11 protein-coding genes and 2 pseudogenes are annotated in these 12,224 nt (G+C 72.0%); 8 read left to right on the forward strand and 5 right to left on the reverse strand.

The window, feature by feature from the left end; all coding sequences use genetic code 11:
* Nucleotides 1-80: 80 nt before the first annotated feature.
* The 3 genes from AOK03_RS08725 to AOK03_RS08730 all read right to left on the reverse strand — a co-directional run bounded on the left by AOK03_RS08725 (nucleotide 81) and on the right by AOK03_RS08730 (nucleotide 2,587).
* Nucleotides 81-1,028 (reverse strand): beta-ketoacyl-ACP synthase III, encoded by a 948-nt coding sequence (locus AOK03_RS08725; protein ID WP_055564598.1) that lies wholly within the window; start codon nucleotides 1,026-1,028, stop codon nucleotides 81-83.
* 121 nt (nucleotides 1,029-1,149) lie between these two features.
* Complete coding sequence (locus AOK03_RS45130; RefSeq protein ID WP_425264363.1) at nucleotides 1,150-1,284, reverse strand: MFS transporter small subunit; 135 nt, start codon at nucleotides 1,282-1,284, stop codon at nucleotides 1,150-1,152.
* Nucleotides 1,253-2,587, reverse strand: coding sequence for an OFA family MFS transporter (locus AOK03_RS08730; RefSeq protein ID WP_055564599.1), 1,335 nt, complete (start codon nucleotides 2,585-2,587; stop codon nucleotides 1,253-1,255). The genes AOK03_RS45130 and AOK03_RS08730 overlap by 32 nt, the downstream gene beginning before the upstream one ends.
* A 186-nt stretch (nucleotides 2,588-2,773) precedes the next feature.
* Between AOK03_RS08730 and AOK03_RS40640 the strand changes: the two are divergent.
* From AOK03_RS40640 to fdhD, 4 genes and pseudogenes are all read left to right on the forward strand, one after another.
* A pseudogene (locus tag AOK03_RS40640) lies at nucleotides 2,774-2,926 on the forward strand (ketopantoate reductase family protein); the annotation flags it as partial.
* Nucleotides 2,925-4,121 (forward strand): annotated as a pseudogene (locus tag AOK03_RS08735) (complex I 51 kDa subunit family protein); the annotation flags it as partial. The pseudogenes AOK03_RS40640 and AOK03_RS08735, both read left to right, overlap by 2 nt.
* Nucleotides 4,118-4,978, forward strand: a complete 861-nt coding sequence (locus AOK03_RS08740) for a 2Fe-2S iron-sulfur cluster-binding protein (protein ID WP_055564600.1) — start codon at nucleotides 4,118-4,120, stop codon at nucleotides 4,976-4,978. The pseudogene AOK03_RS08735 and the gene AOK03_RS08740, both read left to right, overlap by 4 nt.
* Nucleotides 4,979-4,985: 7 nt before the next feature.
* Nucleotides 4,986-5,834, forward strand: coding sequence for a formate dehydrogenase accessory sulfurtransferase FdhD (fdhD, locus tag AOK03_RS08745; RefSeq protein ID WP_055564601.1), 849 nt, complete (start codon nucleotides 4,986-4,988; stop codon nucleotides 5,832-5,834).
* Between the two features lie 89 nt (nucleotides 5,835-5,923).
* Here the strand turns inward: fdhD and AOK03_RS08750 are convergent, their stop codons facing one another.
* Nucleotides 5,924-6,373, reverse strand: a complete 450-nt coding sequence (locus tag AOK03_RS08750) for a MarR family winged helix-turn-helix transcriptional regulator (RefSeq protein WP_055564602.1) — start codon at nucleotides 6,371-6,373, stop codon at nucleotides 5,924-5,926.
* A gap of 95 nt (nucleotides 6,374-6,468) precedes the next feature.
* On the opposite strand from AOK03_RS08750, the gene AOK03_RS08755 reads away from it, so the two are divergent.
* From AOK03_RS08755 to AOK03_RS08765, 3 genes are all read left to right on the forward strand, one after another.
* Nucleotides 6,469-7,392, forward strand: a complete 924-nt coding sequence (locus AOK03_RS08755) for a quinone oxidoreductase family protein (protein ID WP_055564609.1) — start codon at nucleotides 6,469-6,471, stop codon at nucleotides 7,390-7,392.
* Nucleotides 7,393-7,587: 195 nt separating this feature from the next.
* Nucleotides 7,588-9,483 (forward strand): sialidase family protein, encoded by a 1,896-nt coding sequence (locus tag AOK03_RS08760; RefSeq protein ID WP_055564603.1) that lies wholly within the window; start codon nucleotides 7,588-7,590, stop codon nucleotides 9,481-9,483.
* 10 nt (nucleotides 9,484-9,493) lie between these two features.
* On the forward strand, nucleotides 9,494-10,759 hold the full coding sequence (locus tag AOK03_RS08765; RefSeq protein ID WP_055564604.1) for a DUF5005 domain-containing protein: 1,266 nt from the start codon (nucleotides 9,494-9,496) through the stop codon (nucleotides 10,757-10,759).
* Here AOK03_RS08765 and AOK03_RS08770 read toward each other — a convergent pair.
* Nucleotides 10,695-11,708, reverse strand: a complete 1,014-nt coding sequence (locus AOK03_RS08770; RefSeq protein ID WP_079074567.1) for a bile acid:sodium symporter family protein — start codon at nucleotides 11,706-11,708, stop codon at nucleotides 10,695-10,697. The two genes, AOK03_RS08765 and AOK03_RS08770, sit on opposite strands and share 65 nt — an antisense overlap.
* A gap of 152 nt (nucleotides 11,709-11,860) precedes the next feature.
* On the opposite strand from AOK03_RS08770, the gene AOK03_RS08775 reads away from it, so the two are divergent.
* The coding region (locus AOK03_RS08775) for a LysR family transcriptional regulator (RefSeq protein ID WP_157868890.1) at nucleotides 11,861-12,224 on the forward strand (364 nt) is incomplete at its 3' end.

Raw genomic sequence — 12,224 nt, forward strand, 5'->3', positions numbered from 1 at the left:
TCACACGCCTGCGCGTGACTCATTCACGGGCGCGGCACGGCACCACGGGCACAGCGCGGCGCCACAGGCACAGCACGGCGTCACGGGCAGCGAACGACCTGCCCCGCGTACGACAGGTTGCCGCCGAAGCCGAACAGCAGGACCGGGTCCCCGGAGCGGATCTCGCCGCGCTCCACCAGCTTGGAGAACGCCATCGGGATACTGCCCGCCGAGGTGTTGCCGGAGTCGACGACATCGCGTGCGACGACCGCGTTCACCGCGCCGATGCGCTCGGCGAGCGGCTCGATGATGCGGAGGTTGGCCTGGTGCAGGACGACTCCGGCAAGGTCGGCCGGGGTGAGCCCGGCGCGCTCGCAGGCCGCGCGGGCGAGCGGCGGCAGCTGGGTCGTCGCCCAGCGGTAGACGCTCTGGCCCTCCTGGGCGAAGCGTGGCGGCGTGCCCTCGATGCGCACGGCGTTGCCCATCTCGGGCACCGAGCCCCAGAGCACGGGGCCGACGCCGGGCTCCTCGCCGGGCCCGCACGCCTCCAGGACGACCGCGCCCGCGCCGTCACCGGTCAGGACGCAGGTGGTGCGGTCCGTCCAGTCGGTGACCTCGGACATCTTGTCCGCGCCGATGACCAGGGCGCGGGTCGCGGCCCCGGCCCGCAGGGTGTGGTCGGCGGTGGCCAGCGCGTGCGTGAAGCCCGCACACACCACGTTGAGGTCAAGGGCGGCCGGGCCGGGGACGCCGAGGCGTGCGGCGACCCGTGCGGCCATGTTCGGCGAGCGGTCGATGGCCGTGGAGGTGGCGACCACGATGAGGTCGATCGCTTCGGGGGTCAGGCCCGCGGCGGCCAGGGCCTTGCCGCCGGCGTGCGCGGCCAGCTCGTCGACCGGCTCCTCCGGGCCCGCGATGTGGCGGGTGCGGATGCCCACCCGGGACCGGATCCACTCGTCGCTGGTGTCGACCTTGGCCGCCAGGTCCTCATTGGTGAGGATCTTGGCGGGCTGGTAGTGGCCGACGGCGGCGATGCGCGAGCCGTGCATGTACGGGTCCCCCTTGTGCCGGAGATACGGGACCCTCCAGTTTGGTCAGCGACTCACGAGTAACGATGCACGTAATGCGACAGGAAAGGCGCGCAGGGTTTGGATGCTTCTCATGATCCGGTCACCCTCTGAAGAGCTGTGTGACCTTGTGTACGAGTTCATAGACGCCATAACCGAGCGGAAGACCCACCCAGAGCCAGGCGAACACGGTCAATGCGCGGCGGTTACTTGGCGGTGTGCTCGGTGGCGTGGTCATCAGCGGCCTCCCTCGGGACGGGGATGTGGTGGCGGGGGTGGACGGGCCGGACCAGCTCGTTCGCGACGAAGCCCACGACGAGGAGTCCGATCATGATCGCGAAGGAGAGGCCGTAGAGGCCCGAGCCGTGCTTGCCCGCCTCCTCCTGGTGGTCGGCGACCCGGTTCACGATCAGCGGTCCGAGGACGCCCGCCGTCGACCACGCGGTGAGCAGCCTGCCGTGGATGGCGCCGACCTGGTAGGTGCCGAAGAGGTCCTTCAGATACGCGGGGATGGTCGCGAAGCCGCCTCCGTAGAAGGAGAGGATCACCAGCGCACAGCAGATGAACAGCGGTTTCGAGGTGTCCCCGAAGCGTGCGATCAGCAGATACATGAGCGCGCCGACGCCGAGGTAGACGCGGTAGACGTTCTTGCGGCCGATCAGGTCCGATGCCGACGACCAGCCGATGCGGCCCGCCATGTTCGCGGCCGAGAGCAGGGCGACGAAGCCGGCCGCGGCGGAGACCGACACGGGCGTCGCGGTGTCCGCGAAGAAGTCCGTGATCATCGGGGCGGCCTTCTCCAGGATGCCGATCCCGGCGGTCACGTTCATGCACAGGACGACCCACAGGCACCAGAACTGCGGGGTGCGGACGGCCTGCGACGCCGAGACCTGCGGCCCGTCCAGCGCGCCCGGGCCGCCCGGCCGGTGCGCGCCTTCCGTCCGCGGCACCCGCACCAGGAACACGCCGAGCGCCATGAAGACGGCATAGGTGAGGCCGTGCACGAGGAACGCGAGCGCGATGCCGTCCGAGTCCGCGCCGAAGGAGTCCAGCATCTGCGCGCTCCACGGCGAGGCGATGAGCGCACCCCCGCCGAAGCCCATGATCGCGATGCCGGTGGCCATGCCGGGGCGGTCGGGGAACCACTTGATCAGTGTGGAGACGGGTGAGATGTAGCCGATGCCGAGGCCGATCCCGCCGATGAAGCCGTAGCCGAACACGATCAGCCAGTACTGGCTGATCGCCGCGCCGAGGGCGGCGATCAGGAAGCCGGAGGAGAAGCAGGTGAGGGCGACGGCCATCGCCCAGCGCGGGCCGTTGCGCTCGACGAGCGTGCCGCCGAACGCGGCGGAGAGGCCGAGCATGACGATGCCGAGCTGGAAGGGGAGCGCGCTCTGGGTGCCGCTGAGGTCGAGCGCGGATTCGAGGGGCGGTTTGAACACGCTCCAGGCGTAGGCCTGGCCGATGGAGAGGTGCACCGAGAGCGCGGCGGGGGGCACGAGCCAGCGGGACCATCCGGGGGGTGCGACGGGGGGCCTCATGATCCCGAACCATAGGAAGAAGTCCGGTGAGTTGGGAAGCCGCGCGACCTCTTGCCCACCCAACTTCCATACTGTAGACAATATTTCGTCGGCGAAATTCTCCATACGTTCCATGCCGCGCGCCCCACGGCGCGCGCCCCACGACGCACGTTCCTCGGATCCCCCGACCGAATGGAGCGCCCCACCGTGAAAGTCGCAGTCCTCGGTGCCGGTGCGATCGGCGCCTACGTCGGAGCCGCGCTGCACCGCGCGGGCGCGGGCGTCCATCTCGTCGCCCGTGGACCGCATCTGGCGGCCATGAGGCAGCACGGAGTGAGGGTGCTGAGCCCGCGCGGAGAGAATCGGCACCGTCGACCCGGCCTCCCTCGACGACTACCGCGCCCACGGCGGCTACACCACCCTCCGCCGTGCCTTCGCCATCGGCCCCGCCGAGGTGATCCGCGAGGTCACCGAGTCGGGGCTCGTCGGACGGGGCGGGGCCGCCTTCCCCACGGGACGCAAGTGGCAGGCCACCGCCGCCCGGCCCGAACATCCGCACTACCTCGTCTGCGACGCCGACGAATCCGAGCCCGGCACCTTCAAGGACCGCGTGATCATGGAGGGCGACCCGTACGCGCTCATCGAGGCGATGACCGTCGCCGGGTACGCGACCGGCGCCCACCACGGCTACCTCTACCTCCGCGGCGAATACCCCCGTGCCCTGCGCGGACTGGAGCACGCCATCACGCAGGCACACGCGCGCGGGCTGCTCGGCGACGACATCCTCGGGCAGGGGTACGCCTTCGACATCGAGATCCGGCGCGGTGCGGGTGCGTACATCTGCGGCGAGGAGACGGCGCTCTTCAACTCCATCGAGGGGTACAAAGGAGAGCCCCGGTCCAAACTGCCCTTCCCTGTAGAGAAGGGTTTGTTCGGCAAACCCACTGCCGGGAACAACGTCGAGACGCTCGTCAACGTCCTGCCGATCCTCACCATGGGCGCCGCCGCCTACGCGGCCATCGGTACGGAGAAGTCCACGGGGCCCAAGCTCTTCTGCGTCTCCGGGAGCGTCGCGCGGCCGGGCGTCTACGAACTGCCCTTCGGCGCCACCCTCGGCGAACTCCTCGCCCTGGCCGGAAGGCCCGGAAACCTCCGCGCCGTGCTCCTGGGAGGCGCCGCCGGCGGCTTCGTACGGGCCGACGAACTCGACGTTCCCCTCACCTTCGAGGGAACCCGGGCGGCCGGGACCACCCTCCGCTCCGGCGTCGTGCTCGCCTTCGACGACACCGTGCCGCTCCCCCGCGTCCTGCTGCGCATCGCCGAGTTCTTCCACGACGAGTCCTGCGGACAGTGCGCGCCCTGTCGCGTCGGAACCGTCCGCCAGGAGGAGGCGCTGCACCGCGTCCTCGGGTGGACCGGCGCCGACGCCGCTGACGACATCGCGCTGCTGCGCGACGTGGGGCGGGCCATGCGGGACGCCTCGATCTGCGGTCTCGGCCAGACCGCGAGGAACGCCGTGGAATCCGCCATCGACCGCCTGGGGGCGTACGAATGACCGCGATACCTCTGCAACCGCCGCGCCGCCTGGTGGAGTTCACCCTGGACGGGGCGGCGACGAGGGTGTCGGAAGGGGCCACACTGCTCGACGCCTGCCGGGCGGCGGGCAAGGACGTCCCGACCCTGTGCGAGGGCGACACCCTCACCCCCAAGAACGCCTGCCGCGTGTGCGTGGTGGAGGTGGACGGCGCCCGCACCCTCGCGCCCGCCTGCTCGCGGCGGGCCGAGCCCGGCATGAGCGTGCGCACGGACACCGAACGCACCCGGCACAGCCGCAGGGTCGTCCTCGAACTGCTCGCCTCGTCGGTCGACATGTCGACGACACCGAAGGCCGCGGGCCGGCTGAAGGAGTACGAGGCGAAGCCCGAGCGGTCCGGTCCCGACGCGGCCCGGCTGAACGAGGAGCCGAGGGTCGACAACGACCTGTACGTGCGGGACTACGACAAGCGCATCCTCTGCTACAAGTGCGTCGACGCCTGCGGCGAGCAGGGGCAGAACACCTTCGCCATCTCGGTCGCGGGGCGCGGCTTCGACGCCCGTATCGCCGTCGAGCACGACGCGCCGCTGACGGACTCCGCCTGCGTCTACTGCGGCAACCGCATCGAGGTCTGCCCGACCGGCGCCCTCAGCTTCAAGTCGGAGTTCGACATGCGTGCCGCCGGTACGTGGGACGAGTCCGCGCAGACCGAGACGACGACGGTGTGCACGTACTGCGGAGTCGGCTGCAACCTGACCCTGCACGTGCAGGACAATGAGATCGTGAAGGTCACTGCCCCGCACGACAATCCGGTGACCCACGGCAACCTCTGCCTCAAGGGCCGCTTCGGCTACCAGCACGTACAGAACCGGGACTGATCAAGACATGGGACGAGTCACGGAGCGACGCAAGGTCATCCGGATCCGGGACGGGCACGTCTCGGAGCGGCCCGACACCCTGGTCGCCGAGGAACCCCTGGAGATCCGGCTGAACGGCAAGCCGCTCGCCATCACCATGCGCACGCCCGGCGACGACTTCGCGCTGGCGGCCGGTTTCCTGGTGAGCGAGGGCGTGCTGGGCGCGGCGGACGAGCTGCAGTCGATCGTGTACTGCGCGGGGGCCCTGGAGGACGGATCGAACACCTACAACGTCGTCGACGTGAAGACCGCCCCGGGTGTCGTGCTCCCCGACATCACCCTCGAACGCAACGTCTACACCACCTCCTCCTGCGGCCTGTGCGGCAAGGCGAGTCTGGACGCCGTCCGCACGACCGCCCGTTTCCCGATCGCCGACGCTCCCCCGGTCCGGGTCGGGACCGAACTGCTCGCGAGCCTCCCCGACCGGCTGCGGGCCGCGCAGCGGGTCTTCGACCGGACCGGTGGTCTGCACGGGGCCGCGCTCTTCTCCGAGGAGGGCGACCTGCTCGACATAAGGGAGGACGTGGGGCGGCACAACGCCGTCGACAAGCTGGTCGGGCGCGCCCTGCAGAACGGTGACCTGCCGCTGTCCCGCACGATCCTGCTCGTCTCGGGCCGCGCCTCCTTCGAGCTCGCCCAGAAGGCGGTGATGGCGGGCCTTCCGGTGCTCGCGGCGGTCTCCGCGCCGTCCTCGCTCGCCGTCGACCTGGCCGCCGAGACGGGGCTCACGCTGATCGGTTTCCTGCGCGGCTCCTCCATGAACGTGTACGCGGGCGAGCACCGCGTCGCCCTGCGGGCCGCGGCCGCCCAGGGCTGATCCGGGCTCCCCGCCGCACGGCGGCGGCGCCCCGGCCGACGGGGAGCTCCCCCTGCGCCGGCCGGGCCCCTGCCCCGGTGCGGCACCGCTCAGGCCGACTCGTCGACCCCCGAGATCCGGCCCAGCAGTTCCAGGAACCGCTTCCGCTCGTCGGGCGAGAGGGGCGCGAGGAGTTCGGCGTTGGCCTGTTCGGCCGCTGCCGCGCAGCGTTTGACGGTGCGTCTGCCGCGCGCGGTGATGGTGATGGCGTTCTTGCGGCGGTCGCGGGGGTCGGGGGCGCGCTCGACGAGGCCGTCGGCCTGCAGGTCGTTGATGACGCCGACCATGTCCTTCGGGTCGAGCGAGACGCTGCGGCCGAGCTCCGCCTGCGCGACGGGGCCCAGGTCCGCGACGGCGGAGAGCACCACGTGGTGCCACATCTTGAGTCCCTCGCGGGCCAGCGCGTCGGCGACGAGCCCGCGCCCGCGCGCTGCCGCGCGGCCGAGCAGCCAGCTGGGGAGCGTCCGGATGGTGCTGGGGGCGGAGGGTGTCGTGGCCATGGGGGAAGCCTATCCAAAGAATCGTTGGACTTCCCCACGATTCCGCGTTTACCGTTGGGGCTCCCAACGATCTCTGAACTGTGGAGGTGGTGCCGATGCGTCGCGTCCGGTACGAACACAGCGGCGGCCCCGAAGTCCTGTTCCTGGAGGACGTCCCGGTACCCGCGCCGGGCCCCGGCGAGCTCCTCGTGCGCGTCGAGGCGGTCGGCGTGACCCTTCCCGTCGTCCGCAAGGTCCGCGGCGACGGCGACCCGGTCCCGCTCGGGGGCGAGGTCGCCGGTGAGGTCGTCGCGCTCGGCGAAGGAGCGGTCGGCCACGCGCCGGGCGACCGCGTCACCGGCCTGGTCTTCGGGCACGGCTACGCCGACTACGCACTGCTCCGCACCGCGATGGCCTCCCCCGTCCCGGACGGGGCGAGCGCCGTCGATGCGGTCGCGCTGGTCCGCTCCGGCCTCGTCGCGTACGGGGCGCTCGAAGCCGCCCGACCCGCGCCCGGCGAGTCCGCTCTCGTCACGGCGGCTGCGAGCGGTGTCGGCCACCTCGCCCTGCAGCTCGCGAAGGCGAAGGGCGCCTCGCACGTGGTGGCCGCCGTCTCCGACCCCGGCAAGGCGGACTTCGTGCGCGGGCTCGGCGCCGACGAGGTCGTCACGTACGACCAGGAGGTGTGGGGCGAACCGGTCGACTACGTCCTGGACGCGGTCGGCGGCGACCTCCTGACGCCCGCCGTCAGGGCCCTGGCCCCGCACGGGCGGCTGGTGGCCTACAGCTCGGGCGGCGGCACGGTGGCGGCGTACGACCTGCTCGTCGGGGCGAAATCCGTCATCGGCTGCCAGCTGGGGCTGATCGCACGCGGGCGGCCGGAGCTGTACGAGGCGTGGCGGCGGGAGCTGTGGGAGCTGCACGCGGCGGGCGGCCTGCGCACGGCTGTGCACGCGGAGTTCGCGCTGGCGGACGCGGCGGCGGCGCACGCGGCGATCGAGGGGCGGAGCAACCGGGGCAAGGTCGTCCTGATCCCTTGATGCGCACTCCTTGTGGGGTGCGGGTGACCCCAAGTAGCGTCTGCGTCGGAACGCGGACATGGGATGTCAGGATGTCAGGACGCCACGTCCGCAGGGCGCCGCGCCCACAGCACTCCGCACCCCGCACGCCACACCCCGCACGCCCCGTTCAGGACGCGCCATGAGTCGCCGTCGCCACGAAAGGCGGACCGCACCATGCCATCGAGCCTCCGCGAACGCCTCAGACCACTCCGTACCGCCACCGCGGCGCTGACCCTCGTCGCCGTCGGCGCCCTGCTGCCCGCGCCCGCCGCGCAGGCGGTGCGGGCGGCGCCGCCGCGCACTGCGCCGTTCGAGCAGCAGGTGCTGTTCAAGGCGTCCCAGGATCCCGGATACGCCTGCTACCGCATCCCCGCCGTGGTGCGGACGACGAAGGGCACCCTCCTCGCCTTCGCGGAGGGCCGGGTCAACGACTGCAGCGACGCGGGCGACATAGACCTGGTGCTCAAGCGGTCGCACGACGGCGGCCGCACCTGGGGGCCGCTCCAGGTGATCAACGAGGGCGAGGGCGACACCCACGGCAACCCGGCGCCCGTCGTGGACCGCGAGAGCGGCCGCGTCCTGCTGGCGGAGACGTACAACACGGGACGCACGGACGGCAAGAACTGCGACGTGCCGTGCGACCGGACCCCGCACCTGCAGTACAGCGACGACGACGGCCGCAGCTGGTCCGCGCCCCGCGACCTGAGCGAGGAGATCCTGCCGGAGAACTGGAACTCCTGGTACGCGACGGGGCCCGTGCACGGCATCCAGCTGACCCGCGGCAGGCACGAGGGACGCCTCGTCTTCACCGCCAACACCGAGACGTGGAACGGCAGTCGGGTCACCGCCAACCACGCCGCGCTGATCGTCAGCGACGACGGCGGCGACCACTGGAAGATCGGCGCGACGGACTCGTACCCGATACCGGAAGACGGCACGTTCCGCCAGAAGCCGTCCGAGATGACCGTCACCGAGCGGCCCGACGGGACGGTCTACGTCAGCGGCCGCGAGCAGGACGGCACGGACCTCGGCCACCGCACCCACACCGTCAGCAGGGACGGCGGCACCACCTTCGCCGCCCCCTTCCGCGCGATCCCCGACCTCTACACGCCCCAAGTGCAGGGCTCCACCCTGCAGTTCGGCAAGCGGATGCTGCTGGCCTGCCCCGGCGACCCGGACCGCCGCCGCACCATGCAGATCCGCTCGTCCTACGACGGCGGGCGCACCTGGGACAGCGTCGACCGCGGCACCACGGTGACCACCGACTGGTCCGGCTACTCGGACCTGGTGCGGGCCGACCGCGCGCACGTGGGCCTGCTGTACGAGGGCGGCGCGGTCGACGCGCGCGACGAGATCCGCTTCGCCCGTTTCACCGAGGACTGGCTGACGCCGCGCAGGGGCCCCGACCCCACGACCCCCGACCACGCGCCGGGCGCACGTCCCGCCGCGGTGCTCGGCGGGGCGCGCGCGACCCCGGGCCGCTTCGGGGGCGCGCTCGGCTTCGACGGCACGGACGACGCGGTGCGGCTCCCCTTCAGCGGCCGGCTCCCGCTCGGCACCGAGGACTTCACGGCCTCCCTCTGGTTCCGCTACACCGCGACGGCCGGTGAGCAGCCCCTGCTGTGGATGGGCGGCATAGGAACGAACCAGCCGCAGGTGTGGCTGCGCGGCGAGCCCGCGAGCAACCGCGTGACCGGCCTCATCACCACCCGGGACGGCGCGACGCCGCCGAGGTCCGTCTCGGTGCGTACGACGGGCGCGTACAACGACGGCGAGTGGCACCACATCGCGCTGCGCCGCGGCGGCGGCCGCCTGACGCTCTTCCTCGACGGTACGCAGCTCTCCGCCGCCGACGTGCCGGGCTCGGTCAGCCGCAACTCGCCGTTCGGCGTGCACGTCGGGCAGCGGATGGACAGTCGCGCGTACTTCACCGGAGCGATCGACGAAGTGCGGGTGCACGACCGGGCGTTGAGCGACGCCGAGGTGGAAGGCCTGCGCACCGGCGATGCTCCTGTGACACGGGACACCGTCGTCCGGCTCCCCATGGACCGGGTGCGCGACAGCAACTAACGTCCCCGGCGTGCCCGCCCGTGAACGTGCCGCGTCGGGGCCGCGCAGGATCCTGCTGGTCCTGCTGCTGGCCCTGGCCTGCGCGGCCGTACTGCTCATCGCCCTCCCGGAAGACGACCGGGAGGGCGATGCGGCATGCCGGGCCCGCACCGTCGCCTCCGCGGCCGCCGAGGACGGCGCCACCGAGGAGTTCGCGCGCTACGGCGACGACATGACGCGCACGGACGACTGGACCGGCGGCGACGGCACCCACTCCGTGCGCCTGCCCGACGGGCGCGTCCTGTGGCTGTTCTCCGACACCTTCCTCGGACAGATCCACGCGCCCCCGAACCCGGCGGGCCAGCCGCACACCTGGCGCGACACCAACACGCCCATGGTCCGCAACTCGGCCGTGGTGATGTCCCGTTCCGGCACGCTGGAGCGCACCCTCGCCGCGCCGCTCTTCCCCGACCCGGCGCCCCAGCAGTGGCGCTGGCCGGTGGCGGCGCGCGTGGAGCCCCGCACCCCCGGCGCGGACGAGCGGGTCGTGCGCGTCCTGCTGTGGAACCGCATGGCCAGCCAGGGCCCATGGATCTACGGCGTCCCCGTGGCCACCGAGGTCGCCACGCTCTCGCTGCCCGACCTGCGGGTCGAGGGCATCACGAAGGTCTCCGACCAGCAGTCGGTCGGCGACCCGGAGAAGCGCGTCCTGTACGGCACGACGACGGTCGACGACGGCGACTGGACGTACGTCTTCGGCGGCACGGACGCCCAGGCGACCTCACGTCCCGCATCGGACGCGTATGTGGCGCGGGCCCCGCACGGCGGTCTCGGTGACGGCTCGGCGTGGGAGTACTGGGACGGCGAGGAGTGGGGGCACGACGTCACGCCCCGGGCCGTGCTCGGGGACGGGAAGCGCAAGGGGGTGGGCAGCGCGTTCACGGTGGTGCGGGACGAGGGGACGTACGTGCTGTTCACCATGGCCGCGGGCACCGAGGGCCTGACCACCGTCGCCTCGTACTGGTCCTGCTCCCCCACCGGCCCCTGGCACGGCCCGGCCAAGGCCTTCGAGGCCACCCTGCCCAAGGACAGCGCGGCCCGCCAGGACACCGCCGCCTACAACCCGCAGGCCCACCCGGCGCTCGCCGGGGACGGGGCGGGGGACGGCCGTGTCGTGCTCAGCTACGACGTCAACTGGCTGGACGCGACGCCCGCGAACGCGCAGGCGAACGTCACGCGGAACGTGTCGCTGTACCGACCGCGGTTCGTGTCGCTGCGGCTCGCGGCGGCTCGCTGACGAACTCCTCCGGGTCCCGCGAGCGGCGCTTGGCGATGACCGCGCAGACCATCAGCTGCATCTGGTGGAACAGCATCAGCGGCAGCACGGCCAGCGAGGCATCGGCCCCGAACAGGACGCTCGCCATGGGCAGCCCGGCGGCCAGGGACTTCTTCGACCCGGCGAACTGGATCGCGACGCGGTCCGCCCGGCCGAAGCCGAGCCGCTTCGCGCCGTACCAGGTCAGCGACAGCATGACGGCGAGCAGCACCGCCTCGACACCGAGCAGCGCGAGCAGCCGCAGCGGGTGCACCTGGCCCCAGATGCCCTGCACCATGCCCTCGCTGAACGCGGTGTAGACGACGAGCAGGATCGAGCCGCGGTCCACATGGCCGAGGACCTTCTTGTGGCGGGCGATGAAGCCGCCCACCCACCGGCGCAGGAGCTGCCCGGCGAGGAACGGCACGAGCAGCTGCAGGACGATCCTGAGGAGCGAGTCGGCGGAGAAGCCGCCCCCGCTGTCGCCGAGCAGCGCGGCCGCGAGCAGCGGCGTGAGCACGATGCCGGCCAGCGAGGAGAAGGAGCCCGCGCAGATCGCCGCGGGGACGTTGCCGCGGGCCATCGAGGTGAAGGCGATGGACGACTGGATGGTCGACGGCACCAGGGTGAGGAAGAGGAAGCCGCTGAAGAGCGCGGGCGTCAGGACGTACGGGACGAGGCCCTTCGCGGCGAGCCCGAGCAGCGGGAACACGACGAACGTGCAGGCCAGGACCGTGACGTGGAGCCGCCAGTGCTTGAGCCCGTCGAGCGCCTCGCGGGTGGAGAGCCGGGCGCCGTAGAGGAAGAAGAGCAGCGAGACGGCGGCGGTGGAGGCACCGGAGGCGACATCGGCGGACGTGCCGCGGGCGGGCAGCAGGGCCGCGAGGCCCACGGTCGCGAGCAACGCCACGATGTACGGGTCGACCGGCATCCAGGACGGCCACTTCAGGCGTTTCACGGTGCTCCATGCTCTCGGTTCAGGCGTGCCCTCTCCATGATCCTCCTGACGAGGGTGATCGGGAATCCCGCATACTGTTCTGACTGTCATCACGTTCCACGATGAGCGGTATTAGGCTGGTGCGTGTGTACGACCCCTCGCAGCTCCGTACGTTCCTCGCGGTCGCCCAGACGCTGAGCTTCACGCGGGCCGCCCGCCGGCTCGGGCTGCGCCAGTCGACCGTCAGCCAGCACGTGCGCCGCCTGGAGGACGCCACCGGGCGGCAGCTGTTCACGCGCGACACCCACAGCGTGGAGCTGACCGAGGACGGCGAGGCCATGCTCGGCTTCGCCCGCCGGATCCTGGCGGCGCACGAACAGGCCGCGGCGTTCTTCGCGGGGAAGCGGCTCGGCGGACGGCTGCGGTTCGGCGCCTCGGAGGACTTCGTCCTGACGCGGCTGACCGACATCCTGGAGTCGTTCCGGCACGACCACCCCGACGTCGACCTGG

This window comes from Streptomyces atriruber, assembly GCF_001418325.1.
Lineage (GTDB): Bacteria > Actinomycetota > Actinomycetes > Streptomycetales > Streptomycetaceae > Streptomyces > Streptomyces atriruber.

Excerpts from the sequence above, each read along its gene's own strand:
- AOK03_RS08725 (WP_055564598.1), bottom strand. The coding sequence starts at position 1,028 with ATGCACGGCTCGCGCATCGCCGCCGTCGGCCACTACCAGCCCGCCAAG.
- AOK03_RS45130 (WP_425264363.1), bottom strand. The coding sequence starts at position 1,284 with ATGACCACGCCACCGAGCACACCGCCAAGTAACCGCCGCGCATTGACC.
- AOK03_RS08730 (WP_055564599.1), bottom strand. The coding sequence starts at position 2,587 with ATGAGGCCCCCCGTCGCACCCCCCGGATGGTCCCGCTGGCTCGTGCCC.
- AOK03_RS08740 (WP_055564600.1), top strand. The coding sequence starts at position 4,118 with ATGACCGCGATACCTCTGCAACCGCCGCGCCGCCTGGTGGAGTTCACC.
- fdhD (WP_055564601.1), top strand. The coding sequence starts at position 4,986 with ATGGGACGAGTCACGGAGCGACGCAAGGTCATCCGGATCCGGGACGGG.
- AOK03_RS08750 (WP_055564602.1), bottom strand. The coding sequence starts at position 6,373 with ATGGCCACGACACCCTCCGCCCCCAGCACCATCCGGACGCTCCCCAGC.
- AOK03_RS08755 (WP_055564609.1), top strand. The coding sequence starts at position 6,469 with ATGCGTCGCGTCCGGTACGAACACAGCGGCGGCCCCGAAGTCCTGTTC.
- AOK03_RS08760 (WP_055564603.1), top strand. The coding sequence starts at position 7,588 with ATGCCATCGAGCCTCCGCGAACGCCTCAGACCACTCCGTACCGCCACC.
- AOK03_RS08770 (WP_079074567.1), bottom strand. The coding sequence starts at position 11,708 with ATGCCGGTCGACCCGTACATCGTGGCGTTGCTCGCGACCGTGGGCCTC.